Source organism: Nocardia sp. 348MFTsu5.1 (assembly GCF_000383535.1).
In the GTDB taxonomy this organism is placed as follows: Bacteria; Actinomycetota; Actinomycetes; order Mycobacteriales; family Mycobacteriaceae; genus Williamsia; species Williamsia faeni.
This window is the reverse complement of record NZ_KB911523.1, coordinates 1-24,104: the sequence shown is the minus strand read 5'-3', so window position 1 is coordinate 24,104 and position 24,104 is coordinate 1. Positions and strand designations below refer to the sequence as shown.

Genomic DNA, 24,104 nt, shown 5'->3' with positions numbered 1-24,104 from the left:
TGGGCGGGACCTCGCTACCGCGGTCGGCGGTGCGCAGTTAGCGTCCAGAAAACTGCAGCGATAGCCATAAACGTCATAGGAGAACCACGATGGATTTGACTGAATCGCCCGAGCAGCAGGAGCTCAGAAGGGAATTGCGCGCGTACTTCTCCACGCTGCTGCCCGAAGATGAGCGCCGTGCGGCCGGCGAGCAGGGTGTAGGTGGTCCCCGCTTCCGCGAGATCGTCAAGATGCTCGGCAAAGACGGATGGCTCGGCATCGGCTGGCCGGTGGAGTTCGGCGGCCAGGGCCGTTCGATCGAGGATCAGTTCGTCTTCTTCGATGAGGTCCAGCGGGCCGGGCTGCCGTTCCCGTTCGTCACGGTGAACACCGTCGGACCGACGCTGCAGAAGTACGGCACCGAGGAGCAGAAGGCCCGCTTCCTGCCCGGAATCCTCTCCGGCGACATTGTTTTCGCCATCGGCTACACCGAACCCGACGCCGGCACAGATCTGGCCTCCCTCAAGACCCGGGCGGTCCGCGAGGGCGACAAATGGGTGGTCGACGGCAACAAGATCTTCACTTCGGGCGCGAACACAGCTGATTACGTCTGGCTGGCCTGCCGGACCGATCCGGAAGCGCCCAAACACAAGGGCATCTCAATCCTGATGGTCCCCACCGACGATCCCGGGTTCTCGTGGTCACCGATCCCGACCGTCGGCGGCCTGATGGTCACCTCCACCTACTACACCGGAATCCGGGTCGGCCCCGAAGCCCTTGTCGGTGAGGCCAACGGCGGCTGGCGCCTGATCACCGCGCAGCTCAATCACGAACGCATCGGTCTGGCCGCACTCGGCGGGCGGACCGAGGGCCTGTGGAACCAGGTGCTGGAATGGGCCACAGAGTCCGGTGCCATCGAGATCCCCTGGGTCCAGCAGGATTTCGCGCGTACGCACGCGAAGTTGGTCGCCATGCGACTGATGAACTGGAAGATGACCGCCGCGGTCGCCGCGGATACCCTCTCGGGCGCAGATGCCGGTGCCACCAAGGTGTTCGGCACCGAGACCCACGTCGACGTCTACCGGACCCTGCTCGGAATCCTCGGTGCCGCAGGACGTATTCGCCCTGACAACCCGGGTGCGATCCTGGCCGGACAGATCGAACAGATCTCTCGGCAGGGCGTGGTCAACACTTTCGGCGGTGGCGTCAACGAGGTGCTGCGCGACATGGTCGCGACCATCGGCCTCGGTACCGCCCGCATGGGGCGTGGAAAATGAGCGGGATCGACGCGGCGCTGAGCAACCTGGTCGGTCAGGAGCTGGTGCCCACCACGTGGGCGCAGGATCCGGTGAACACACCGATGATCCGGCACTGGGTGGAGGCCATGGCTGATGAGAATCCCATCTACCTCGATGACGACGCGGCCCGCAGCGCCGGACGCGACGGCGCGATCGCCCCTCCGACGATGGTGCAGGCCTGGACCATGCGGGGCTACGCGGCAACCGCGGCGGGCAGCGCCGGTTCGGAGGTGGCGGTCGAGCTCTTCGGTCTGCTGGCCGACGCCGGGTTCACCTCGGTGGTCGCCACCGACTCGGAGCAGGAATACTTCACCGAGCTGCGGCCCGGCGACCTGATCAACGTCACCGAGGTCATCGAATCGATTTCGCCGGAGAAGAAGACCGGCCTGGGTACCGGGCACTTCGTGACGACGCTGAAGACGTACCGCAACGAAGAGGGTGACGTCGTGGCCACCCAGCGGTGGCGCACACTGCGTTTCCGTCCTGAGGAGAAGCCGGCGCCGCGTGCGCTGCGGCCCCGGCCGGCACTCAACCAGGACAACGCCTTCTGGTTCGACGCCGCCAAGGAACACCGACTGGTCATCCAGCGGTGCACCGCATGCGGAACGCTGCGGCATCCGACGGGGCCGATGTGTGGACACTGCCGGTCACTGGACTGGGACACCGTGGACGCCTCGGGCAAGGGGTTCGTCTACAGCTTTGTCGTCAACCACCATCCCAAGATCGATGCGTTCGACTATCCGCTGATCGTCGCCGTCATCGAACTCGAAGAGGGCACCCGATTGATCGCCAACATGGTCGGTATCGAACCGGACCAGGTGAAGGTCGACATGCCGGTGGTATTGGACTGGATCGACGCCGACCCGGATCTGACGCTTCCCGCGTTCCGGCCGGCCGCACCCGAGGAGAACTGATGGATTTCACCTTCAACGAAGAGCAGACCGCGATCGGTGACCTGGCCGCGGACATCTTCGCCGGCAAGTCGGCCATCGACCGGGTCAAGGCCGTCGAGTCCACCGATGAACGCATCGACCGCGAGTTGTGGCGCGAACTCGCCCAGGCGGGGCTTGTCGGGATCGCCTTGCCCGAGGAATTCAACGGCGGTGCAATGGGTTTGACCGAACTGTGTGTGCTGCTCGAGCAGCAGGGCCGCAACGTCGCCCCGGTACCACTGTGGGAGACCGCGCTGGGCGCCATGGCGATCGCGGAGTTCGGGACGCAGGAACAGAAGCAGGCATATGTGGGTCCGGTCGCTGCCGGTGAGATCTTCCTGACCGTCGGTCTCGAAGAGTTCGGCCCCATGGACCCGACCGCACCGACGACGGCTGCGCGCGCCGGAGCCGACGGAACCTGGACGCTGACCGGCGCCAAGGCCGTGGTCCCGGCCGCCCACATCGCCACGCGCGTCGTGGTGTCGGCCGCAACACCTTCGGGCACAGGGCTTTTCCTGGTCGATCCGGCCGGTACCGGGGTGGTCTCGCAGAACAACGAGACAACGACCCGCGCGATCGCGTCGAACCTGACCTTCGACTCCGCTCCGGCGGAGTTGCTCGGGGAAGGGGAGTCGGTGCAGTGGCTCGTCGACCGCGTGGAGGTCGCGATGGCCGCCCTGCAGGTCGGGGTCGGCACCGGTGCGGTCGCGCAGGCCGTGACCTACCTCAACGATCGTCAGCAGTTCGGCCGGCCGTTGTCGACGTTCCAGGCGGTCAGCCATCAGCTCGCCGACTGCTACATCGACCTCGAGGCCATGCGGGTCACCCTGTGGCAGGCAGCCTGGTTGCTCGCCAACGATCACGATCCGAAAACCGCAGTGCTGGTGGCCAAGTGGTGGGCCACCGACGGCGGTCAGCGGGTGGTGCACCGCACCCAGCATGTGCACGGCGGTATCGGTGTGGACACCGACTACCCGGTGCACCGGCACCTGTTGTGGGGCAAGCAGATCGCGGCAACCCTGGGCGGTTCGAGTGCCGACCTCGCCCGGATCGGCGCACAGCTTGCCTCCGGGGTCGCATCATGACCGTCGATGACGAAGTGGGGCAGGCAGCAGCTGGTCAGGTTGTGGTGGGACAGGTCCTGCCGGAGCTCACCATCCCGCTGACCCGGACGATGATCGTGGCCACGGCCCTCGCGAGCCGTGACTACCAGGATGTGCACCACGATCCGGATCTCGCGGTGGCCCGCGGCTCCAAAGACGTGTTCATGAACATTCTCACCACCAACGGGCTCGTGGGCCGGTTCGTCACCGACTGGGCCGGACCACAGGCATCGCTGCGCAAGGTCGCGATCCGGCTCGGAGCGCCCAACTACCCCGGCGACACCATGACGCTGACCGGAACGGTGACGAGCGTCGAAGACGGTCTTGTGTCCGTGCAGGTTCGGGGCGCCAACAGCCTCGGCGACCACGTCAAGGGCGCCGTCAAGTTCACATACCTGGAAGGAAGCCGCTGATGGCGATCAGCCCACTGTCTGGCGCGGCGGCCATCGTCGGCATCGGTGCGACCGAGTTCTCCAAGAACTCCGGACGCACCGAACTTCAGCTGGCGTGTGAGGCGATCATCGCCGCGCTGGCCGACGCCGGCATCGATCCGTCCGAGGTCGATGGTCTCTCGACCTACACCGCCGAGACGAACGGCGAGGTGCTGGTGGCCCGTAACTGCGGGCTGGGGGAGTTGAAGTTCTTCTCGCGCATCGGTTATGGGGGCGGTGCCGCATGCGGCACCGTGCAGCAGGCCGCGATGGCGGTGGCCACCGGTGTCGCGGACGTTGTGGTCTGTTATCGCGCCTTCAATGAGCGTTCGGGTGTGCGCTACGGCCTCGGTCAGCACGACCGGCCGATGGACAGCACCGCCGACCGGGCGGCATACGCCTGGATGACACCGCAGGGTCTGTCGACGCCCGCGCAGTGGGTGGCGATGTTCGCCCGGCGGTACATGCACCAATATGGCGCCACCAGTGAGGATTTCGGCCAGGTGGCCGTAGTGGCTCGCAAGCACGCCGCGAACAATCCCGCCGCGTGGTTTTACGGGCGGCCGATCACGCTGGAAGATCACCAGAACTCGCGGTGGATCGCCGAACCACTGCATCTGCTGGACTGTTGCCAGGAGACCGACGGCGGCCAGGCCCTCGTGATCGTGTCCGCGGAGCGGGCCAAGACCCTCACCGGCACAGCGGCATTCATCAAGGGCGCCGCTCAGGGCAGTGGAAAAGACCAGCACATGATGACCAGTTACTACCGCCCAGACATCTCCGGGATCCCGGAGATGGGACTGGTCGGCAGACAGCTCTACGGCCAGAGTGGCCTGTCGCCCGCCGACATCAACGCCGCGATCCTCTACGACCACTTCACCCCGCTGGTGTTGCCGCAACTCGAAGAACTCGGTTTCTGCGCACGGGGTGAGGCGAAAGATTTCATCGGCGACGGCAACCTGGAGATCGGTGGACGGCTTCCGGCGAACACCCATGGTGGACAGATCGGTGAGGCGTACCTGCACGGCGTCAACGGCATCGCCGAAGCGGTCCGGTTGTTGCGAGGAACGTCGACGAATCAGCCCGACGGGGTAGACAACGTACTCGTCACCGCCGGAACCGCGGTCCCGACCAGTGGCCTCATCCTCGGTGCCGCGTGAAGGAGCACATTGTGACCACCACGAAACCTGCCGGCGACTGGCGCGGCGAGGATCTGGGCACCCGCACCGTCTCGTACGACGAACGCGACGCCATCCTCTACGCATTGGCAGTCGGTTCCAGGGCAACCGAGCTCGACCTCGTATTCGAAGACCGGCTGCGGGTTCTGCCGACATTCGCGCTGACGCTGGCCCAGTGGGCGCCCGACGAACTCGGTGTGCGCGGCGCATTCGACACGACCACGGCGCTGCACGGCTCACAGCAGTTGACGGTCACCGCACCGCTACCCCGTAGCGGCGAGGTGACCTTGGCCGCCTCTGTCGGCGAGGTCTGGGACAAGGGCAGCGCCGCAGTGTTCGAGGTGGTTGTCCGCAGCGACTACTTCGTGACCACGTGGTCGATCTTTGCCCCGGGCACAGGCGGATTCGGGGGAGAACGCGGACCGGCACGCCCGGCGGGACCGCAGGGGGATCCGGTTGTCGAAGCGGTGCTGCACACCACGGAAAATCAGGCAGCGCTGTACCGGCTCACCGGGGATCGCCATCACATCCACATCGACCCCGAGGCCGCCGCCAAGATCAACCAGCCCCGTCCGATCATGCACGGACTGTGCACGCTCGGAGTCGCGGCGGTGGAACTCGCGCGATTGACCGGGGCGCATCCGGCAGACCTGACGGCCCTCGATGGACGGTTCGGGGCTGCGATTCATCCCGGTGAGTCTGCCGACCTACGGGTATGGGGCGACACCACAGACCTTGCGTTCGAGCTCGTCAAAGACGGTGACCCGACGATTACCGGGGGACGTGCCGCGTTCGGCCGGTGAGTGACACGTCGTGCAATCCCGTTCAGCGAGAAGTGGGTGTGACGCGCCACATCCGGTGCCCTAGTGTCGTCGAGTCCAGTTCACGTATGGAAAGGCATGGTCCGCGATGGCAACCGCTCAAGCGTCGAGCAGCTCGCGTTCTGCAAAGATGACCGTCGCGGCGGTCATCGAGGAGACCAGTGATGCGAGGTCGCTGGTGTTCGAAGTCCCTACCGACCGCGTCGACGAGTTCGCCTACACGCCCGGACAGTTTCTCACCCTTCGTGTTCCGAGCGATCAGACCGGGTCGGTCGCGCGATGCTATTCGCTGGCCAGTTCACCGTTCACCGACGATCTGCCGAAGGTGACCATCAAGCGGACGGCGGGCGGCTACGCCTCACATTGGCTGTGCGACAACGTGACCGTCGGAGATGTGATCGAGGTCTTGCCGCCATCCGGCGTGTTCACGCCCACGAACCTCGATGAGGATCTGCTGTTGTTCGCCGCCGGCAGCGGCGTCACCCCGGTGATCTCCATCCTGAAGTCGGCCCTGAGTCAGGGCACGCGCAAAGTTGTTCTGGTGTACGCGAATCGAGACGAGACGTCGGTGATCTTCGCGCGTGAACTGATCGAGCTCGCGGCACGTCACGGCGACCGGTTGACGGTGATCCACTGGCTCGAGAGCGTGCAGGGCCTGCCGTCTGCGGGCCAGCTCGCAGTCCTTGCCTCCTCGTTCACCGGCCACCGGGTGTTCATGTGTGGACCGAAGCCGTTCATGGACACGGTCCACGACGCCGCCGCACGCGCCGGTATCCCACGCAACCGTGTGCATGCAGAGGTGTTCACCTCGCTCTCCGGTGATCCGTTCGCGGACGTGGTCCTGCCAGACCTCTCTGAAGAGGAGGCCGGTGATGCGGCAACGGTGTCGGTCACACTCGACGGGGACTCGCACAAGTACGCCTGGCCGCGCTCGGTGACGCTGGTCGACGTACTGTTGTCCAAGGGCATCGATGTGCCCTTCTCCTGCCGCGAAGGTGAATGTGGTTCGTGCGCATGCACATTGGTCGATGGAAAAGTCGACATGGGCAATGCCTCCATCCTTGATGAGGATGACATCGCGGATGGCTACATCCTGGCCTGCCAGGCTCGCCCGATCAGTGACGACCTCCACGTGGAGTTCTAGCCCGTCGACTTGTGACCCGCTGCAAATAATTCGAGGCTACATCGATTACTCGATGTAGCCTCGAATTGTTCAGCAACACAGTGCCTATGGAGTTTCGGATTGTCAAAACCGAACACATCGCACCCGTGAGTGCGGCGCGGGTGCGATGTGCTCGGGGTGTTCTGTCAGTGCGCGTACACGCTGCCGCGGCGCAGCATCAGTGCCAGGCCGACGGTGACCACCGCACCGGCAAAAATGATACCGGCGACGGCGTTGAGCCCTGCCACGGTGGGTGCGATACTGCCTGCCACAGCCGAAGCAGCCAATACAGTTGTGCCGATAGACGTGCCGATGCCCTGTCCGGCGGTACGGATGACTGTTTGCAATCCGGTTGCCTCGCTGGTGTTGTCGACAGGCACAGCCTCGACGATGAGGTTCGGAAGGGCGGTGTACGCGAAGGCGGTGGCGATAGATGCCGTGGTGACCATGGCAAACATGCCGCCAATCGAATCGTGCGACGTGACCAGCAGGATCGCCACCACGACATAGAGCAGACCACCGACGATCAACGAAGCGCGAGACCCGACGGTGCGGGTCAGTCGGCCGCTCAACGGGGTGAACGCGAAACCGATCAGAGCACCGATCAGAGCAAGCAATCCGGCATCGGTGGGCGACATGCCGAGCCCGTACGGCGCAGTTGTCGGGGACTGGAGCACCAAGGGCGTGATCATGTTGCCGATTCCGAAGGGGCCCACGGCCGCCGCCAGCGTCGCAAGCATCGTCAGTGCAACCTTGCGGTTGGTGAACAGCCGCACATTGGCGATCGGGTCTGTCACACGAAGTTCCCAGACCACCCACAGTGCCATCGCCACCAGCCCGGTCACGATCAGGCCGATCGTTTTCGGATCAGACCAGCCCCATGTGCTGGATTTGTTGATACCCAACAAGATTGCTGCAATGGCCGGCGCAAACACGATGGTGCCGACGTAGTCGACCTTTTGCGTGGTGCCGACCGGAGGGCGCCACGGAAGGGCAAACAACACCAGTAGGAGTGCGAATGTCGCATAGACGGCTGCGACGATGAAGATCATGTGCCAGCTCGCGTGGTCGATCATCAGACCCGCGATGTACGCGGATGCTGCGCCGGCAGCCACCGCTGATCCCGAGATGATCGCGATCGCAACGGGAACCTTGTCCTTGGTCAGGTGCTCACGCGCCAGTCCGATGCACAGCGGGAGAATGGCTCCGGCCACGCCCTGGATGGCTCGTCCGGCAATGATTGTGGTGACACTGTCGCCTAGTGCACTGACCAGCGAACCGATGGTGGCTGTGGCGAGGATGACAACGAGTACCCGTTCGCGTCCGAACATGTCACCGAGGCGACCGCAGACCGCAGCCGAGGCGGCGGCCACGAGGAGGAACGCCGTCACCGCCCATCCGACTGTGGCGGCGTCGCTGCCGAAGTCGGCGATGATCGTCGGGATCGCGGCGAAGACCATCGAGGTCTCGAATGCGCTGATGATCTCGACCAGCACCAGGATCGTGATGATGAATGCCGCTGAGCGGTTCCGGTTGTAACGACCGGCCAGCGGTACCGGCTTGGCCGGAGCAATAGGATCGGGAATTGTGGTCATCGAAGTCCTCCAAGAAGGTGTCGCGTCATGGACGGGCGCGTCGTGCTGCAACACCGTTGGAGCAGAAGCTTTGGGGCCGTTGCCGTGCCGTTCAGCATTGTGTGTGTCCTTACCTGTATCGGAGGCGGAACGTGACCGCCACGTGACTACAGAGATACAGTGACGCACAGCACATTCGGAGCTCAGTCCCAGTGAGTGGAAATAGGGGACGAATCAGCTGAGACCGATTGTCGCGGTGAGGAGTTAGCTCACGAGTGAGCCAGATATCAACCGGTGACGCGTGCTGCGTTGCCGGCGTCCACAGGAATGACTGTTCCGCTGATGTGCGCGCTGGCCCGATCGGCGAGGAACAGCACCACTCGCGTTATCTCGGCGGCGTCAAGCCACGGAATGTCCTGGGCATGCAGCGAACTGAAGATGGGTGCCACGTCGGCGGCCGTCGGTGATTCGAGGTCAGGACGCATCATCGAGTACAGCTGATCATTGTGGATCATGGGTGTCGAGATATTGCCCGGCGCAATGGCATTGACGGTGATGCCGTGGCCCGCAAGATCGAGCGCTGCGCTCTTGGTCAGCCCGATGACGCCCCACTTCGACGCGGCATAGCCGACCATGTTGGTGTTACCTGCGCGGCCGAGCATCGACGAGATGGTGACGATTCGCCCGAATCCGCGCTTGATCATGCCGGGAGAGACCGCACCGACAGTGTTGAAGACCCCGGTGAGGTTCGATGCGATGACCTCGGACCATTGGGTCTGCGTCATGGACTGAACGGGTGCCGCGACGGACACACCAGCATTGGCGACGGCGATGTCGATACGGCCGAACTCGGACTCGGCCTGTGCGACAAGCGCATCCATCGCCGACCGGTCGGCGGTGTTGGCCTTGACAGCAATACATTTGCGTCCGGTCTCTTCAACCAGCCGTGCCGTCTCGGCGAGATCGGCCTCCGTCGCGAGCGGATAGCCCACCGCAGGGCTGTCCTCGCATCTGTCGCACACGACCACGTTCGCGCCACGCTCGGCAAACGCGATCGCATGGCTGCGACCCTGTCCCCGGGCGGCCCCCGTGATCAACACGACCTGTCCATCGAATCCGTCGGCCATGATGTACTCCTGTTCTGCCAGTGGTCTAACGAAGTTTGATTATGCCGCCGTCGGCCATTACGGTCTGGCCGGTCATGTATTTGGAATCCTCGGACGCAAGGAAGACCACCACCGGCGCGATGTCGGTTTCGGGATCTCCGATCCGCTGCAGCGGCACCTTGGCCACGGATTCGGCAGCGCGTTCGGGAAAAGCTTTCTGCCAGGCGAGCACACCTTCGGTGGCCGCGAACGGGCAGATGATGTTCACGCGGATGCCGTCGGGGGCCCATTCATTGGCGGCCACCCGGCTCATCCCTCGGATGGCCTCCTTCGCAGCTGCGTAGGACGTCTGTGTCGGCATGCCCTCGAGCCCCGAACCTGAGGCGAAGTTGATGACCGAACCCGACGATGCCTTCAGCTGTTCATAACAAGCCTGCATAAGGTGAACGGTCGGATAGAAGCCGGTCTTGAACGACAATTCGAACATCTCAGCGGTGTGGTCCACGAGCAGCGCCTGACGGGACGCATGAGCGTTGTTGACCAAGATGTCGACTGAACCGAACGCGTCAACTGCGGCATCGCGTATCGTCTCCGCGGCACCAGATTCCGAGATGTCGATATTGAGAAACCGTGTGGCGCTGCCGAGTTCACGCTCGAGTGCTGCTCCGCGTTCTTCGTCGATGTCGACGAATAAAACGTTGGCCCCTTGCCGGACGAACACGCGGGTGATCGCCCCGCCGATACCACCGGCACCACCGGTGATGATTGCTGTTTTTCCTTGTAGTCTCACTGCTCTCCTCGTGCTCAATAGAATTGAATTCTATTGGTATGCCGCACGACGCGAATATTGCAATCAATCCCGCTCAGCGGGACTTGCCGGGATCGCTACCGTTGACCGGGAGTGAACTCGACACCCTCGTCACGCGCGAGTCGGTGGAGTTCTTCGACCTGCTGCCCATAGTGGGCGGCAGCTCGTGCAACGAGTGAGGTGCCGGCGATTGTCGCCCCCACGTCGCGCAGACGTGCCAGGGTCTTGACCGTTTTGTCGGGGTTTCCGAGCGGATCGAGGGGAAGTCCCGCGGACAGAACAACATCGAAGCCAGTCGGGAGGTTGACCGTTTCCAGCATCGCTTTCAGTTCGGATGCACTGAGCCCAAACGGAACCCACCCGTCACCGTGATCGAACGCTCGGCGCAGCGACCGTTTGGTGCGGCCACCGATCCAGATCGGGACCCGCTCCTGGACGGCGTGCGGCTGGACCACGAAACCCTCGTAGTCGTAGAAGGCGCCGTGATACTCGGGTTGTGACCTCGACATGGACGCGCGTATCGCGGCGAGCGCGTCATCGGCACGGGCCCCGCGATCACCGAACGGTGCGCCGATCAGTTCGAATTCTTCCTGGAGCGTGCCCACTCCCAATCCGAGGATCAGACGGCCGCCGCTGATGCGATCAAGCGTTCCGTAACGCTTCGCGATCTCGAGCGGATGATGGTAGCCCAGCACCAAAACCTGTGTTGCCAGACGTATTTGCCGGGTTCGGGCGGCCAGATATCCGAACGTTGCCAGCGGATCCCAGTACGTCCCACCGCGCTCGGCCGCCACCTCGACCGGTACCGCCACATGCTCGCTGCAGGTGAGATGGTGGAAGCCGAGACGATCAGCGCACTGGGCTATCTCCGCTACGTCATCGATGGTTGCGGTGGCTTCCCACGCCGAACGGGTGCCCGGATGCTGGACCAGAACCGGTGTTGAAATGCCAAGACGCATATCTCTGCAGCTTCCCTGTGGTGGTGGCGACTGATGGCTCAGCTAAGGCGTTCGAGGATCATCGCCATGCCTTGTCCGCCGCCGACGCACATGGTTTCGATGCCGAAGGTCTTGTCGTAGGTGGTGAGGTTGTTGAGCAGTGTGGTGGTGATGCGGGCGCCGGTCATGCCGAAGGGGTGGCCGAGGGCGATGGCGCCGCCGGAGACGTTGAGTTTGTCGTGGTCGATGCCGAGTTCGTTGGCTGATCCGAGTACTTGTGCGGCGAAGGCTTCGTTGATCTCGAAGAGGTCGATGTCGTTGATGTTCATGCCGGCGTAGCGCAGGGCTTTGCGGACGGCTTCGATCGGTCCCAGTCCCATGATCTCGGGGGATAGTCCGGTGGCTGCGGTGGCGACGATCCGGGCCAGTGGGGTCAGGCCGAGCGACTTCGCCTTGGTGTCGCTCATGATCACCAGTGCGGCGGCGCCGTCGTTGAGGGGGCAGGCGTTGCCGGCGGTGACGGTGCCGTCGGGGCGGAAGACGGGTTTGAGTGCGCTGAGTTTGTCGTAGGTGGTGCCGGCGCGGGGGCCGTCGTCGGTGCTGATGAGGGTGCCGTCGGGCAGGGTGATGGGGTCGATTTCGCGGGCGAAGAATCCGGAGTTGATGGCGTCTTCGGCGCGGTTCTGGCTGAGCACGGCCCAGTGGTCCTGGTCTTCACGCGAGATTTTCGAGAAGGAGGCGACGTTTTCGGCGGTCTCACCCATGGGGATGTAGATGTCAGGGAGGAGACCTTGTGCGCGGGGGTCACTCCACGTGGTGCCGCCCTCTGCCGCTGTGGCAGTGCGTTCCATGGCCGCGGCGAATTCGGGGTTTTTGGTGTCGGGCCACCGGTCCGCGCTACCGAAAGCGAAGCTCGAGACGCTTTCGACACCGGCGGAGATGAAGACATCTCCTTCTCCGGCGCGGATGGCGTGCAGTGCCATGCGGGTGGTCTGCAGCGACGACGAGCAGTAGCGGTTCACGGTGACGCCGGGAACCTGGTCCAGTCCGGCCAGGACGGCGACGACACGCGCCTGGTTGAAGCCGGCTTTACCTGCCGGTTGTCCGGATCCCAGGTGCAGGTCGTCGATGTCGGTGCGGTCGAGTTCGGGGACCTTGTCCAGCACGGTCTCGACCATCTGGCGGGCGAGTTCGTCGGGGCGGACATCTTTGAGCGAGCCTTTGACGGCTCTGCCGATCGGTGAACGGGCGGTGGCAACGACAACTGCTTCTGCCATAGGGAGTCCCTTCGAAGTGGTGCGCATCAAGCGCCTTGGTAGGTATGCGGTTCAAACCGGAACGGCCGTCACGGGCACTCGTCACAGCGGGATCGGTGGACATCAATCGGTGACCAGAACGCACGCATGCTGGTGATGAGTCCGTCATTGTCAAAAGTCATGACGTCGATCGGCTCAATGGTGATGACCTGATCCGCCGTTGTTGTGGTGACCCGAAAGTGAAAAGCGGCCGAGTTACCGGAGACCCGCATGGTGATCAGTTCAGCTGCGATACCGGAACTGCTGATCTTCGAGTAGAACGACCGGATGTCGTCGCGGCCGCGGCGTGGCTCGTTACCTACGGGATCTTCCAATGTCGCGTCCGGTGCATACAGATCGGCGATGGCCTCGGCGGTCCCCGCGTCCAGGAACGAAATATATTGGGAGACACTGGAGGCTATTCTCGCCGACAACGTTGCAGGACCACTCTTGGTTGAGAACACCGGGACAGATCACCAGCATTCGCAGAACTTCGCCACAGCGGTCCCGCTGGATGGGAGTACGCCGCCGCATTCGAGCCCTAGTACAACCCATCTCTCGTTGTCATGTTCAACGGGGAATGATCATCACCGGGCACGTCGCGCCCAGGATGACTTTCCGACTGACAGACCCGAGAAGCATGCCGACGAATCCACCTCGCCCATGTGTTCCCACCACAACCAGCTGTGCGGCCTGTGCGTGGTCGAGCAGCGCCTGTGCGGGCCGATCCCGAACGGACTTTCGCAAATCCAGGCATCGGCGGTGGTTTGCGGCTTCGACTAGGTCGTACAAACAGGTAGCGCGTGGTGCCAGATACTGCAATTGGCGGCGGCATCCCGAGGTATCTTCAACGTGGATATCGGTTTTCCTCGGCTCGAGGCCTGCGCCGCTCGGGAGTCTTTGGTCATGGATCTTGCCGCAATAGCGGTAGTTGGATACAGGCTGAACTTTGTCGAACCAACGAGCGAAGAAGGCGTCATGACCTCGTCGAATGAACCCGCCGCTGGGCCCGGCAACAAAGGCACCGTGGTTGGGAAGGGCACCGACCTGCAGGACATAGCTGCGCGCAGCTTGGAGATCATGGCGACCGGGTCTTTGCCGGACTTCGAAGCGGTGGTGCATCCAGACGCGGTGAACCGGGAGGGCATTACAGAACCTGCCGCTACTCGTGGATCCGGCCCTGCAGCCTTCTTTGCGACCGCGCAATGGTTGCGCGGCGCCTTCGCGGATCTGCACCACGAGATCCACGAATCTGTGACCGCGGGCGACCTCGTCGTGCTGCATACGACGATGACTGGCCGCCAGGTCGGACCCTTCGTGGTCTACGACGAGAACGCGGCGGTGAAGCAGGCGTTCCCGCCTACCGGCCGCAACTTCGCCAGTACGCAGACGCACTGGATTCGGATCCGGGACGGGAAGGTGATCGAGCACTGGGCCAACCGCGACGATCTCACGCTGTCCGAACAGTTGGGTTGGATTCCGCCGAGTCCGCGCTACCTGATCCGGATGGCGATCGCGAAGCGCAAGGCGGCCAAGGGTTCGTCGAGTTAGTCGAAGTGCATGGGTTGGCCGTCCCCCGTGAATCTGTCCGGCAGGCAGGTAGCTCAGTGGGTGAGCTCGTCGCGCGGCGGCGTGCCGGTGCTTGCCATTTGCGATCCCGCCGCGACGAGTTGAATTCCTACGAGCCCGAAAACGACTTGCAGCGGATTGAATGTCTGGATCACTGCGATCTGTACTGCAATCCATCCGACCAGTAAGAATCCGGCGATGAGTGTGGTGAGTGCTGCCTGAGTTGTGTTGTGCCACAGGGTGAAGGCTGCCAGGGCCGTTGGTATTCCGACGACGACCGCGAGTGCTATGCCGGCGAAGACGGGACTTTGCCAGGGCAACCGGCTCTCGATCTCCTCGCCGAATCGTGTGCCACCGCCGGCGACGCCGATGGCGCCGGCCAATGCGAGCACACTGGTGGCGGTTGCCGTGACCATCGCGGTCACACGCCAGATGCGTTTGCTGGAGCGGTTCGCAGTCGCGGTCTGCTGGCTGGCGCTCATTCTGTTCTCCTCGAGGACGGCGGCATCTGCTGTTGCTTCAATTCAAGGTCGGTTCTTTTCAATCCCAGCGTTTTGGGTTCAGCGGGGAACGATCATCACCGGGCACGCCGCGCCAAGGATGACTTTCCGACTGACAGACCCGAGAAGCATGCCGACGAATCCACCTCGCCCATGTGTTCCCACCACAACCAACTGGGCGGCCTGTGCGTGGTCGAGCAGTGCGTGAGCGGGCCGATCCCGGACCACCACTGGTCGGACGCGGACATGCGGATACTTCTCACGCAGATTTTCTAGGCTGTGCGCCAACACGCGGTCGGCTTCAGAATGAACATCGGACCACCCCCACGGTTCGAGTCCCTGGTTCGATTGGATCAGCGTGAAGTCGCCATCGGCCCAAGCGTGGACCGCGGTCAGATCCACCCCGCGGCCTGACGCTTGTTCGAATGCCATTTCCAGTGCTGAAAGGCTGGCCGCGGAGCCGTCAGTGCCCACGACGACATTCCGTCGCCCGGCTGAATCATTCGCGGACCAGGCCCGGACCACGGTCAACGGGCAGCGGGTGTGGGAGGCGAGCGCCGAACTCACCGACCCCAGTAGCGCCCGATTGATCCTGCCGATTCCGCGGTTACCGACGACCACCATCCGGGCGGATTTCGACATCTCCAGTAGGGCAGGGATCGGGGGTTCCGGAGTCACCTTGGTGGACACCTGGAGCCCGGGCCTCTCGTCCGTGTGCAGAGCCAGGGCACGAGCCTCGGCCAGAGCACGTTCTGATTCCTCCTGAAGAGCGTCGTAATAGCCGGTCGGGGGCAGGGCGTTCGCCGGCGGACACATCGACGACACCAGGATGAGTTGGGAGTGATGCAGTTTCGCGTCGCACGCTGCCCATCTCACAGCGTCGAGCGCAGTGGATGAACCATCCACACCAACGACAGTCGGGGCAGTAGCGGTCATCGGGTTCTCCTCCTCTGAAACGTGGCTCAGGTTCTCCAAACAATTCCACCTGAGGAACGCTGATTTGGAACCTGACTTAGACCCTCGAGTCGCAGGACGAAAGTAATCAATCAAGCTCCAGTTCGTAACCGATCTCGTCCGGCTGAAGCGTTACACTCAGGGGCAACATGCGCTGAGTCATGGAATGTTTCGGGGTGAAGCATGAATTCTACGCCGGCAGCATCAGAACAACTGCGAAGCGCATTGTCCCAGTTGCGTTTAGGTGAGCTTCTCGACGAAGTCCAGGAACGGATCGGGCAGATCGCCGTCGCGCGCGAGCAGACCAACGGGTTGATCGAGGCGATGCTCGTGGTCGCTGCCGATCTGGACTTGGAAGCCACCCTGCGCTCGATCGTCGCATCGGCGGTCAAATTGGTCGATGCACGATACGGCGCTTTGGGAGTGAGAGGATCCGGTCACGAACTGAGCGCATTCATCCACCAAGGGGTCGACGCGGAGACAACCGCCCAGATCGGACCGCTGCCCACCGGCCGTGGCGTGCTGGGATTGCTGATCGATCAGCCAAAGGTTATGCATCTAAACGATCTTTCCCAACACCCCGACTCTGTGGGTTTCCCTCCGAACCATCCGCCGATGACCACATTCTTGGGCGCGCCGATTCGAGTGCGTGACGAGATATACGGCAACCTGTATCTCACTGAGAAGCAGGGCGGGGGAGGGTTCACCGAAGACGACGAGGTGGTGATTCAGGCATTGGCCGCCGCGGCGGCCATCGCGATCGACAACGCACGCCTGTATGAACAATCGCAGACGAGTCTGGCGTGGATTGAAGCCACTCGCGATATCCGAACCGAGTTGCTTGCCGGCGCCGAGATAGAGACTGTCCTGGAGATGATTTCGCGTAAAGCGTTGACGCTCACCGACGCCGCGGTGGTGTTCATCGCCGAGCCGGCTGATCGTGAGCAACCCCACGACGAGGTCACCGAATTGGTCATCACCGTTGCGGAAGGTGAGTCGTCCTCCGATTTGCTCGGGCGCACCATACCGGTGGAAGGCTCGACATCTGGTGCTGCGTTCTCACGACTGACACCGTTTCTGCGGGAGAAATTGGACTACGAACTCAAGGTCGGGGATTCGGGCACGTTTGGGCCGGCGATGGTGGCCCCGCTGAGCAGTGGGGACACGATGACTGGGGTATTGGTGGTCTTGCGAAGGCCAGATCGCCGACCGTTCACCGAAGAGTTGCTGGCACTGGTGTCGAACTTCGCGGATCAAGCGGCCTTGGCCGTGTCGATGGCCGAAGCGATCCATCGAACACGTGAACTCGAGGTGCTGGCCGATCGTGAGCGCATAGCGCGCGATCTGCATGATCATGTGATTCAACGTATCTTTGCCGCTGGATTGAGCCTGCAGGGGACCTTGCAGCGCACCCAGTCCCAGGACGTCCGTCGACGGCTCACCGAAACGATCGACAACATGCAGGACATCGTTCAGGAGATCCGCACCACGATCTTCGACTTGCAAAGCGATGGGCAGGAGACAACCCATTTGCGGCAGCGTGTTCATGAGGTGGTTGACCAGCAGGTCGGCGATGCGGCGGTGAAGACCTATGTACGAATGTCCGGACCGTTGTCGGTGGTGGAACCGGTGTTGGCAGAACAGGTATTGGCCGTGGTCCGGGAAGGGCTGAGCAACGCCGTTCGGTACGCGGGAGCGCAGACGATCACATTGACGATCTCGCTGGACAACGACCTCACCGTTGAAGTTGTCGATGACGGCGTAGGTCTGGTCGGAGACGTGACGCCAAGCGGTCTGGCGAACCTGGAAGCGCGCGCGAAGGAACTGGGTGGCGTCATGACATTGTCGAGCCCCGATACCGGGAATGGCCTCGTCCTGAGATGGTGCGTCCCTTTGTGTTAGCGGATCGGTGCTTCGCGTGACCTGCAGGCGCCGCCGACACGTCTCCCTGACCCCGCGGGTCTCTTTCGTGGCCGGCTTCGTTGCGGCGGATCGCGCTGACGATCGCGACGCTGGTCACCACCGCCCAACCGCACCACAGCGAGGTCAGCGCTGCAGCGTTGATCAACGTCAAGACAGCGACGGCCAGCACGTTGACAATCGCAAAGGCTCGTATCATCCGCGCAGAGGAAAGCAGCCCCGCTCCGCAGATAGCGAGCACATACCCCGGGACCACCAGCGCCCCGACGGGAATCGTGGTGGTGTAGCGAATGAAATGGTTATCCAACGTCGCGGTAACCGGGTGGAGGAGAAGGACCGAAAACAGCACAGTGGATACCGCCAGTCCGAGCAGGACCAGAGCAGTCAGTGCCCGTCGATGACGACTGTCCGGCTCTCGCACCCAAATCGCCACCGGCACGAGTGTGGGCAAGACAACGAATGCAATGAACAGGTACGCGTATGTGGCGACGGTGCCCACCGAGGCGTCTACCTGCCCTCGGCCCGCGTACCAGACGACTGCTTCGATGAGACTGTGAACTGCCAACACGGCCGGTAGCAACGCGAGGGGTAGATCAGACCTACGCGGGTGACGGCGCAACGCATCGGCCGCAATCACACCAAGCACCACTCCAGCGGTCAGGTCAGCCTCGGGGGAAAAGCACATCTCGAACTCCCGTCTCAGACTGCACGCAGACATATCCGATTCAGCACTCTTCAATCGATCTTCAGCGAGATCCACCCCCCACATCTGGGTCGTCGGGCCCCACCGTCCGATCTCGATCCGGCCACCGGAGGCTCAGCCAGATCGCGATACAGATCAATCCGAGCGCGGACCCTGCGGTACATGTGAAGGCGGCAATCGCGAACCCCACGATCACCGACTCGTCCGCCGCGACTGTGAGTAACCACGCGGGAACCGCCACGATCGCAAGTATCGTCGCGAGCGCATACAACAACCGCTTGTCGGCGCGTGGTGCTGCACAAGTGACCGATACGAATGAACAGGCAGTGCAACAACTTACATCGCCTTCGACGGTGCTCAAGCCGGCGAGTCGGTTCCAGGTGACGCAGCCGACAGAGTTGTCTTGATTCGTCGATCGCCGCGTCGTAGAGGCGAGAGATGCATCTGCAAATGGCCACACTGGCCCAGGAATACTTTCACGGCTCCGATCGCGCCCGGAAAGACTGTTCGACACCAGATTTCGTCTGCGTCCGAGACTGGTTCGAGTGCTCACGAGTGCTCCTAGATCGCAGACCCGAAGGGTCGTTCTTGATCAGAGTCGAGTCTTCAATTTCACTCGTCGGCGGTGTCCCGGCCCTAGAGTCTGCGGTCCCTCGCCAGGTGACCGAGGTCCCTTGCACCCAGGGGACGCAAGGGCGATCGTCAGCAATAGCTAGACAAGTGTTCCGTGCGGCCGGCCGGCACAACAATCTGCTCGGATCATTCTCGCGATCGGTTGGGCTTGTCTCCCAGTTTGGAGGCGTACACAGCCGCCTGTGTGCGCCGTTCCATGCCCAGTTTGGCCAAGAGCCGGGAGACGTAGTTCTTGACTGTCTTTTCCGCCAGATGCATTCGGGCGGCGATCTGCCGATTGGTCAGGCCTTCACCGAGCAAAGCGAGCAGCGTTTGTTCCTGCTCGGTGAGATTGTCGAGCGGTCCGGGTGCTGCTGCGCGCCTCCGAAGGCGGGCCATGAGCGCGGCAGCGGCCCGATTGTCGAGTAGCGACTTGCCCTCACCCACCTCGTTGATCGCTTTCGCCAGCTCCATGCCCGTGATGTCTTTGACGACGTAACCGCTTGCGCCGGCGAGGATTGCGTCGATCATGGCTTGATCTTCGGTGAAGGATGTCAGCATCAGGCACCGCAACTTATCGAGTTTGGTGAGCAGTTCCCGGCACAATTCGATGCCGTTGCCGTCTGGCAAGCGCACGTCGAGTACTGCGACATCGGGTTGCAGTGCTGGTATCCGGGCCAGCGCCTGCGCACAGGATCCGGCTTCGCCGATGACAGTCAGGTTGGGGTCAGAATTGATGAGTTCGATCAGGCCCCGCCGGACGATCTCGTGGTCGTCGACCAGAAACACTGAAATCACAGTTGGCTCCTCTGATGGCGCCGTCACAGCTTGCTCGTTCAGTGTAGGTAGTCGGGACGGTTTCGCGGTGGCTCGTCAAAACTGGCAGCTACGGGCGGGCGATGAGGACTGGGCATGTTGCGGAGTGCAGAAGCGCGCGGCTGGTGGATCCGAGCAGGCCTGCGGTGAAGCCTCTGCGGCCGCGTGAGCCCACCACGAGTAGACCGGCGTTGCCTGCCGCGTCGCGTAGTGCAGCGACGGGATCGCAGTTGAGGATCTGCTGTGAGACTTCCAGATCCGGGTATTGTTCCCGATGTCCGGCAAGGGTTTCGGCGAGGACAGCTTCTTCGGCAGTGCGTGCTTCCTCCCAGGCGAGCTTGGTGTGGTCCGTCTTGAACACCGAATGCACCTTCCTCAGGTGCCAGGCGTGGATGGCGATCAGCTTCGCGTTGCGGATCGATGCTTCTTCATAGGCGACCTCGACGGCTTGTCGGCTGCATGGAGATCCATCAATGCCCACGACGACAGTGTTCGGCCGGGCGTCAAGGATGGCCTCCGGCTGTTCTCGGACCACGGCGATAGGGCAGCTCGCGCGCGTCGATAGCGCATCCGCCACAGAGCCGAGTAGGCCTGAGACGCGGCGGGTGGCGCCATGAGCGCCCAGCACGAGCAGTTGCGCACTTTCGGAAAGTGTTTGCAGGCCCGCCCGCGGTTCGCAGAGGAGCATTTTGGTTTCGATCCCGATGTCCGAACCGGCGCCCACAACCACGGCCAAGGCCTGTGCGCTTGCCTCGGCAAGGTCCTTCGTGGCGCGCTCCCGGAGGAGATGGATGTAATCCTCGGGAATCGGATAGTCGCTGAGTGTGATCATGTCGTAGTCGACGCAGCAGAGAATCTTCAGCCTTGCCCCTCGCAGAATGGCTTCGCGTGCTGCCCATCGCACAGCGGCGAGTGCGGTTTCCGATCCATCGACTCCCACCACAATCGGGTTGCTGTCCATGGGCACTCCTCCAAGCGTGAATTCCGGTCGCTGTTCTACCCACCGTCTCTCCTTGCCGGCACCTGGACATAGGGCCGGTGGACATCGGCCACGATGTCGAAAGGCACTTGGACCGGGATGTCGACGAGCCGTTTACAGGTTCGGTGTAGCGACCGGAGCACTCAGCTTTTCAGATGCACATGCTCATGGGTGGATTGCGCCACATCATCGGTACTGGCTTGGAGCAGCTGGTCTGCCAAGTCGTGAAGAGCTCTGCTGGCAGACAATTCGTCACCGATCTCCGGGACATCTTTGTCGTGCGGGCTAAGTTGAGCGACACCTTCCCCCGTCAGTTGAACTCCATCGCGACCGTGAAGTTGTGCATGTGCCACGGTCTTCGTCCCATCATCAACACCTTCGTCGATGGAGATGTTGACCGTCCAGCGGTGCTCTTTCATGGCATCCCTCTCCAGTTGATCGACCGGCAAAAGTCTGGTTCTTCCAGTGGAGATCCTGTCGATCTTCAGCGGTAGGGCCGACGGTCATTCGGCAGACGACTCAAGTCCTTCCGAGCCGGCCTCGGAGGTCAGTCCGGCCGTGAGCTCGTGGCATCCACCAACCAACCATCTACCTCCACGGGCAAACCTGTGACCTTAGGCCCTTCACTCTTTTCCTCGCGGAGCCCATGCTGTTGTAGAGGCACTTGCAGATCGTGCAGGGCGCAGTGAGAAAGCACAGGGGTTGTCAGCGATCATGTTCGGCAATGAGCGAACTGAAAAGCTCGCACTTACGTTTTTGGCTCTCGCGTTCTTGCTGTGCGTACTGGTTTCCCTGTCAGTGTGGCTGACGGTCTTCTTCGGATTGCTGGCCGTCCTTCAGGCAGTGGGCGTGGTGGAGGACATGACCAGCCCCTGGCGGATCTGAAGATCCCGCAACGAGCAGGGATCAGGAGCATGACAAGCCCGGTACCGAGGTCGCCAATAGACGCGATGGTGGCTCTCGGAAACTGCGTGACGCAGACAGGCCGACTCCTCGCCCGCAAGCAGATCCACCAACCTCGAGCAAACATCGACCGACGGATATCCTTCGCCGACGGAACGACGGCGCGCGTCTACCGTGAGACCCTCATCGACGTCGACACCATCGTCGAACCCGTCACCTTGATTGTTGGCTTCCGCCTGCGTCGCGTTGGTGGTAACCGAGTCGCGCACAAGTTATTTCGTCATGAGAGTCTGCTCAACACGCCATTGTTCGCAGGTATCGAAAACCGTGGATTCCGGCGCGGACCGGGACAGCACCTTGAGGACTTCAGATTCCACCCCCGACTGCGGGCAATGGTGGCGACCCATCTGTGAAGACTGATGAAGTCCCGCCCACACGGGACGTTCGACCCTGTCCGCAGCATTGTGTCCGTGCGCATACTTTGTGTGCCGAAAGAAAGTCGGCACGAATCGCCCGGAAACTGCCCAACGGGGTCATGAGGATCAAACGATGGATCCGAATCGTGGAAACGCCAGCAGTCCGGGCGAAATCGTGTCTCGGGCAGGACCGGGAAAGGGTTTCCTCCGGTTCATGCGTCATCCGGTGCCGGGGCGCTGTTTTGTCGAAGGCGGGGCAGCGGAACGTCGGCGCGCCGCAAAGTTGCCGGCAACAGCAGTGACGCCGATCGTGATGAGCGCACCGAGGATCAGCGCAGAGGGTTCGCCGGGACGCAAGATATGCGACTGCACGCCGATTGTCGCTGCCGCCACTGGAACGCCCAGCTGAGCCGATGTCAGGGCTGCCAACGGCAAGGGCTGGCCGAACAGCCAATTCACGCAATGCGCGAGCACTGCAGCGATACCGAGCGCTACTCCGAGCAATATCAGTGATCGGTGGTCCGCCAGCTCGCGCAGATTCAGCGAAGCCCCGAGCCAGACGAAGAACAGCGGCCCGAAGAATCCCTCGGTGATCGAGAACAACTGTTTTGCCAGGCGCCGTGGTTCGCCCACGCCGGCGATCGCCAACCCGAGCGCGAAACCGGCCAGCATGACCGAGACCTGTGTATGTACCGCCAGCGCCGAGAGGAGGAAGAGCATCACGAGATTGATTCGTAACTCCAGCGCGAAGCTGAGGTGCTTGGATTCTTTGTGCAGTTTGTGTAGCCAGCCGCGCTTGTCGCTCGCCTTCAGCAGCACATAGAACAGTGCCGCCGAACCTGCCACTGCCGCTGCTCCCAGCGCGGCGTGGGCGGCGTGTGCTGGATTGATCACGAGCGGAAGCGCGACGATGCAGGCGATGTCAGCGACCGCCACCTGGGCCAGGGTCTGCAGAACCGGTGTGCCGGTGAGCCCGATTGCATCTACCAGCGGCAGCACCACAACGGCGGACGACGATGCGATGAGCACCGCATACAACGCTGCGTGTCCGGTGCCGAACACGCCGGCGATACCAAACCCGGCCGCCGCCGCAACCACTCCGACGATGGCAGCACGGACCGCGCCCGCGACGAGGGCAGGCCGAATGGCGGCGTTCGCGATGGGGATGTGGGTTCCCGCCACGAACATGACCAGCGCGAATCCGATGGCAGCGAAGAAGGCCAGCGCAGGGTCACCCGGATCGAGCCAACGAAACCCGGAAGTGCCGATCACCAATCCGGCGAGCAATTCACCGAGCACCACCGGCAGGTGCCACGAGTGCCGACTCGCAATCAGCGGACCGAGGAGAGCGACGGCAGAGATGAGGGCGAGAATCTCAAAGGACATTGCGGTTACCTCGGCCCGCCGGGGCACCCGGCGTGGGAGTGCTGAACTCTGGCGCCTGACGCCACCGACTTGTCGACATGCTGATGATTGTGCCGCCGTAGAGCTGTGCGCAACGAATCACCACAACAAAACTCGATGCAGGCTGCCTGTCGACGGGTGACCGTTGGCCCGCAATCAATGACTTTCGACTCAGGCGCCACCGTGCAAACCATGCTGCACTCAATGCATAGCGACGTCAGCTCGGTGCCGCTGGGCCGCAACGGACACCCGGACATCGGGAAACGAGGAGCACCGAACGATGAACAGCATGAATGCCGCTCTCGTACACAGCTTCACCGACGACCTTGTTGTCGAAGAGTTGCCTATTCCGGCTCCGGGTCCCTTCGAGGCTTTGGTCAAGGTTCAGTTCTCGGGGGTTTGTCACACCGATTTGCATGCCGCGCATGGTGACTGGCCGGTCAAACCAACTCTGCCGTTTGTACCCGGTCATGAGGGTGTGGGCACGGTGGTTGCGATCGGCGATCAGGTGACCCGCCTCGCGGTGGGTGACACGGTGGGTAACGCGTGGTTGTGGAGTGCCTGTGGTGAGTGTGAATACTGCCAGACTGGTTGGGAGACATTGTGTCCCGACCAAGTCAATGGCGGCTACTCGGTCAATGGATCGTTCGGTACTCACATGTTGGTCGATTCACGATATGCACCCATCATTCCTGAGAACGTC

The 24,104-nt window shown here is 62.6% G+C and carries 25 protein-coding genes and 1 pseudogene; 12 read left to right on the top strand and 14 right to left on the bottom strand.

Annotated features, from left to right (window positions below; translation table 11 throughout):
* Window positions 1-89: 89 nt before the first annotated feature.
* From H290_RS0122855 to H290_RS0122825, 7 genes are all read left to right on the top strand, one after another.
* Window positions 90-1,256: an acyl-CoA dehydrogenase family protein gene (locus H290_RS0122855; RefSeq protein ID WP_028463573.1), complete on the top strand. Its 1,167-nt coding sequence runs from the start codon at window positions 90-92 to the stop codon at window positions 1,254-1,256.
* Entirely contained in the window at window positions 1,253-2,191 is a 939-nt protein-coding gene (locus H290_RS0122850) for a bifunctional MaoC family dehydratase N-terminal/OB-fold nucleic acid binding domain-containing protein (protein WP_020109168.1), read from the top strand. Before H290_RS0122855 ends, H290_RS0122850 begins: the two co-directional genes overlap by 4 nt.
* Window positions 2,191-3,294: an acyl-CoA dehydrogenase family protein gene (locus H290_RS0122845; RefSeq protein WP_020109167.1), complete on the top strand. Its 1,104-nt coding sequence runs from the start codon at window positions 2,191-2,193 to the stop codon at window positions 3,292-3,294. The genes H290_RS0122850 and H290_RS0122845 overlap by 1 nt, the downstream gene beginning before the upstream one ends.
* Window positions 3,291-3,725, top strand: a complete 435-nt coding sequence (locus H290_RS0122840) for a MaoC family dehydratase (protein WP_020109166.1) — start codon at window positions 3,291-3,293, stop codon at window positions 3,723-3,725. The genes H290_RS0122845 and H290_RS0122840 overlap by 4 nt, the downstream gene beginning before the upstream one ends.
* Window positions 3,725-4,903: a lipid-transfer protein gene (locus H290_RS0122835; RefSeq protein WP_020109165.1), complete on the top strand. Its 1,179-nt coding sequence runs from the start codon at window positions 3,725-3,727 to the stop codon at window positions 4,901-4,903. Before H290_RS0122840 ends, H290_RS0122835 begins: the two co-directional genes overlap by 1 nt.
* An 11-nt stretch (window positions 4,904-4,914) precedes the next feature.
* Window positions 4,915-5,724, top strand: coding sequence for a MaoC/PaaZ C-terminal domain-containing protein (locus tag H290_RS0122830; RefSeq protein WP_028463571.1), 810 nt, complete (start codon window positions 4,915-4,917; stop codon window positions 5,722-5,724).
* Between the two features lie 106 nt (window positions 5,725-5,830).
* Window positions 5,831-6,886: a ferredoxin--NADP reductase gene (locus H290_RS0122825; RefSeq protein ID WP_028463570.1), complete on the top strand. Its 1,056-nt coding sequence runs from the start codon at window positions 5,831-5,833 to the stop codon at window positions 6,884-6,886.
* Between the two features lie 164 nt (window positions 6,887-7,050).
* On the opposite strand, the gene H290_RS0122820 is transcribed toward H290_RS0122825, so the two are convergent.
* The 7 genes and pseudogenes from H290_RS0122820 to H290_RS31825 all read right to left on the bottom strand — a co-directional run.
* Window positions 7,051-8,499 carry an MFS transporter gene (locus H290_RS0122820; protein WP_020109162.1) on the bottom strand — a complete coding sequence of 483 codons (1,449 nt, stop codon included), beginning with the start codon at window positions 8,497-8,499 and terminating at the stop codon, window positions 7,051-7,053.
* A gap of 266 nt (window positions 8,500-8,765) precedes the next feature.
* Window positions 8,766-9,605 carry a mycofactocin-coupled SDR family oxidoreductase gene (locus H290_RS0122815; protein ID WP_020109161.1) on the bottom strand — a complete coding sequence of 280 codons (840 nt, stop codon included), beginning with the start codon at window positions 9,603-9,605 and terminating at the stop codon, window positions 8,766-8,768.
* 25 nt (window positions 9,606-9,630) lie between these two features.
* Window positions 9,631-10,374 carry an SDR family NAD(P)-dependent oxidoreductase gene (locus H290_RS0122810; protein WP_020109160.1) on the bottom strand — a complete coding sequence of 248 codons (744 nt, stop codon included), beginning with the start codon at window positions 10,372-10,374 and terminating at the stop codon, window positions 9,631-9,633.
* Window positions 10,375-10,469: 95 nt separating this feature from the next.
* Window positions 10,470-11,351 (bottom strand): LLM class F420-dependent oxidoreductase, encoded by an 882-nt coding sequence (locus H290_RS0122805; protein ID WP_028463569.1) that lies wholly within the window; start codon window positions 11,349-11,351, stop codon window positions 10,470-10,472.
* 38 nt (window positions 11,352-11,389) lie between these two features.
* The gene (locus H290_RS0122800) at window positions 11,390-12,607 is read right to left on the bottom strand and encodes an acetyl-CoA C-acetyltransferase (RefSeq protein ID WP_020109157.1); all 1,218 of its coding nucleotides are present in this window, start codon (window positions 12,605-12,607) and stop codon (window positions 11,390-11,392) included.
* 68 nt (window positions 12,608-12,675) lie between these two features.
* Window positions 12,676-13,089, bottom strand: coding sequence for a nuclear transport factor 2 family protein (locus tag H290_RS0122795; RefSeq protein ID WP_020109156.1), 414 nt, complete (start codon window positions 13,087-13,089; stop codon window positions 12,676-12,678).
* Between the two features lie 106 nt (window positions 13,090-13,195).
* Window positions 13,196-13,357: pseudogene (locus tag H290_RS31825) on the bottom strand (universal stress protein); the annotation flags it as partial.
* 246 nt (window positions 13,358-13,603) lie between these two features.
* Between H290_RS31825 and H290_RS0122785 the strand changes: the two are divergent.
* Complete coding sequence (locus tag H290_RS0122785; protein WP_020109154.1) at window positions 13,604-14,176, top strand: ester cyclase; 573 nt, start codon at window positions 13,604-13,606, stop codon at window positions 14,174-14,176.
* Window positions 14,177-14,229: 53 nt separating this feature from the next.
* On the opposite strand, the gene H290_RS0122780 is transcribed toward H290_RS0122785, so the two are convergent.
* Window positions 14,230-14,676 (bottom strand): hypothetical protein, encoded by a 447-nt coding sequence (locus tag H290_RS0122780; RefSeq protein WP_020109153.1) that lies wholly within the window; start codon window positions 14,674-14,676, stop codon window positions 14,230-14,232.
* Window positions 14,677-14,754: 78 nt separating this feature from the next.
* On the bottom strand, window positions 14,755-15,630 hold the full coding sequence (locus tag H290_RS0122775; RefSeq protein WP_028463567.1) for a universal stress protein: 876 nt from the start codon (window positions 15,628-15,630) through the stop codon (window positions 14,755-14,757).
* A gap of 201 nt (window positions 15,631-15,831) precedes the next feature.
* Here H290_RS0122775 and H290_RS0122770 point away from each other — a divergent pair, with 201 nt between their 5' ends.
* Window positions 15,832-17,550 (top strand): GAF domain-containing protein, encoded by a 1,719-nt coding sequence (locus H290_RS0122770; protein WP_036519972.1) that lies wholly within the window; start codon window positions 15,832-15,834, stop codon window positions 17,548-17,550.
* Here H290_RS0122770 and H290_RS32095 read toward each other — a convergent pair.
* The 4 genes from H290_RS32095 to H290_RS30905 form a co-directional block, all read right to left on the bottom strand.
* Window positions 17,483-18,253 carry a DUF6629 family protein gene (locus H290_RS32095; RefSeq protein WP_369758842.1) on the bottom strand — a complete coding sequence of 257 codons (771 nt, stop codon included), beginning with the start codon at window positions 18,251-18,253 and terminating at the stop codon, window positions 17,483-17,485. The two genes, H290_RS0122770 and H290_RS32095, sit on opposite strands and share 68 nt — an antisense overlap.
* 777 nt (window positions 18,254-19,030) lie before the next feature.
* The gene (locus tag H290_RS0122755; protein WP_028463565.1) at window positions 19,031-19,681 is read right to left on the bottom strand and encodes a response regulator transcription factor; all 651 of its coding nucleotides are present in this window, start codon (window positions 19,679-19,681) and stop codon (window positions 19,031-19,033) included.
* Window positions 19,682-19,769: 88 nt separating this feature from the next.
* Window positions 19,770-20,660: a universal stress protein gene (locus H290_RS0122750; RefSeq protein WP_020109147.1), complete on the bottom strand. Its 891-nt coding sequence runs from the start codon at window positions 20,658-20,660 to the stop codon at window positions 19,770-19,772.
* A gap of 161 nt (window positions 20,661-20,821) precedes the next feature.
* Window positions 20,822-21,097, bottom strand: coding sequence for a DUF1876 domain-containing protein (locus H290_RS30905; RefSeq protein WP_081631696.1), 276 nt, complete (start codon window positions 21,095-21,097; stop codon window positions 20,822-20,824).
* Between the two features lie 295 nt (window positions 21,098-21,392).
* Here H290_RS30905 and H290_RS31535 point away from each other — a divergent pair, with 295 nt between their 5' ends.
* Together H290_RS31535 and H290_RS29515 are read left to right on the top strand one after the other, a co-directional pair.
* A complete protein-coding gene (locus H290_RS31535; protein WP_020109145.1) occupies window positions 21,393-21,563 on the top strand; it encodes a hypothetical protein in 171 nt (56 codons plus the stop codon).
* Between the two features lie 86 nt (window positions 21,564-21,649).
* Window positions 21,650-21,994 carry a hypothetical protein gene (locus H290_RS29515; protein ID WP_155976998.1) on the top strand — a complete coding sequence of 115 codons (345 nt, stop codon included), beginning with the start codon at window positions 21,650-21,652 and terminating at the stop codon, window positions 21,992-21,994.
* Between the two features lie 222 nt (window positions 21,995-22,216).
* Here H290_RS29515 and H290_RS0122730 read toward each other — a convergent pair whose 3' ends face one another.
* Complete coding sequence (locus H290_RS0122730; protein WP_020109143.1) at window positions 22,217-23,383, bottom strand: cation:proton antiporter; 1,167 nt, start codon at window positions 23,381-23,383, stop codon at window positions 22,217-22,219.
* Window positions 23,384-23,681: 298 nt separating this feature from the next.
* Between H290_RS0122730 and H290_RS0122725 the strand changes: the two genes are divergently transcribed.
* A partial coding sequence (locus tag H290_RS0122725) for an alcohol dehydrogenase catalytic domain-containing protein (protein ID WP_020109142.1) occupies window positions 23,682-24,104 on the top strand: 423 nt, incomplete at its 3' end.

Bases quoted from the DNA above. Each gene is read 5' to 3' on its own strand.
- H290_RS0122855 (WP_028463573.1), top strand. From the start codon at position 90: ATGGATTTGACTGAATCGCCCGAGCAGCAGGAGCTCAGAAGGGAATTG.
- H290_RS0122850 (WP_020109168.1), top strand. From the start codon at position 1,253: ATGAGCGGGATCGACGCGGCGCTGAGCAACCTGGTCGGTCAGGAGCTG.
- H290_RS0122845 (WP_020109167.1), top strand. From the start codon at position 2,191: ATGGATTTCACCTTCAACGAAGAGCAGACCGCGATCGGTGACCTGGCC.
- H290_RS0122840 (WP_020109166.1), top strand. From the start codon at position 3,291: ATGACCGTCGATGACGAAGTGGGGCAGGCAGCAGCTGGTCAGGTTGTG.
- H290_RS0122835 (WP_020109165.1), top strand. From the start codon at position 3,725: ATGGCGATCAGCCCACTGTCTGGCGCGGCGGCCATCGTCGGCATCGGT.
- H290_RS0122825 (WP_028463570.1), top strand. From the start codon at position 5,831: ATGGCAACCGCTCAAGCGTCGAGCAGCTCGCGTTCTGCAAAGATGACC.
- H290_RS0122820 (WP_020109162.1), bottom strand. From the start codon at position 8,499: ATGACCACAATTCCCGATCCTATTGCTCCGGCCAAGCCGGTACCGCTG.
- H290_RS0122815 (WP_020109161.1), bottom strand. From the start codon at position 9,605: ATGGCCGACGGATTCGATGGACAGGTCGTGTTGATCACGGGGGCCGCC.
- H290_RS0122805 (WP_028463569.1), bottom strand. From the start codon at position 11,351: ATGCGTCTTGGCATTTCAACACCGGTTCTGGTCCAGCATCCGGGCACC.
- H290_RS0122800 (WP_020109157.1), bottom strand. From the start codon at position 12,607: ATGGCAGAAGCAGTTGTCGTTGCCACCGCCCGTTCACCGATCGGCAGA.
- H290_RS0122785 (WP_020109154.1), top strand. From the start codon at position 13,604: ATGACCTCGTCGAATGAACCCGCCGCTGGGCCCGGCAACAAAGGCACC.
- H290_RS0122780 (WP_020109153.1), bottom strand. From the start codon at position 14,676: ATGAGCGCCAGCCAGCAGACCGCGACTGCGAACCGCTCCAGCAAACGC.
- H290_RS0122775 (WP_028463567.1), bottom strand. From the start codon at position 15,630: ATGACCGCTACTGCCCCGACTGTCGTTGGTGTGGATGGTTCATCCACT.
- H290_RS0122770 (WP_036519972.1), top strand. From the start codon at position 15,832: ATGAATTCTACGCCGGCAGCATCAGAACAACTGCGAAGCGCATTGTCC.
- H290_RS32095 (WP_369758842.1), bottom strand. From the start codon at position 18,253: ATGTGCTTTTCCCCCGAGGCTGACCTGACCGCTGGAGTGGTGCTTGGT.
- H290_RS0122750 (WP_020109147.1), bottom strand. From the start codon at position 20,660: ATGGACAGCAACCCGATTGTGGTGGGAGTCGATGGATCGGAAACCGCA.
- H290_RS30905 (WP_081631696.1), bottom strand. From the start codon at position 21,097: ATGAAAGAGCACCGCTGGACGGTCAACATCTCCATCGACGAAGGTGTT.
- H290_RS31535 (WP_020109145.1), top strand. From the start codon at position 21,393: ATGTTCGGCAATGAGCGAACTGAAAAGCTCGCACTTACGTTTTTGGCT.
- H290_RS0122730 (WP_020109143.1), bottom strand. From the start codon at position 23,383: ATGTCCTTTGAGATTCTCGCCCTCATCTCTGCCGTCGCTCTCCTCGGT.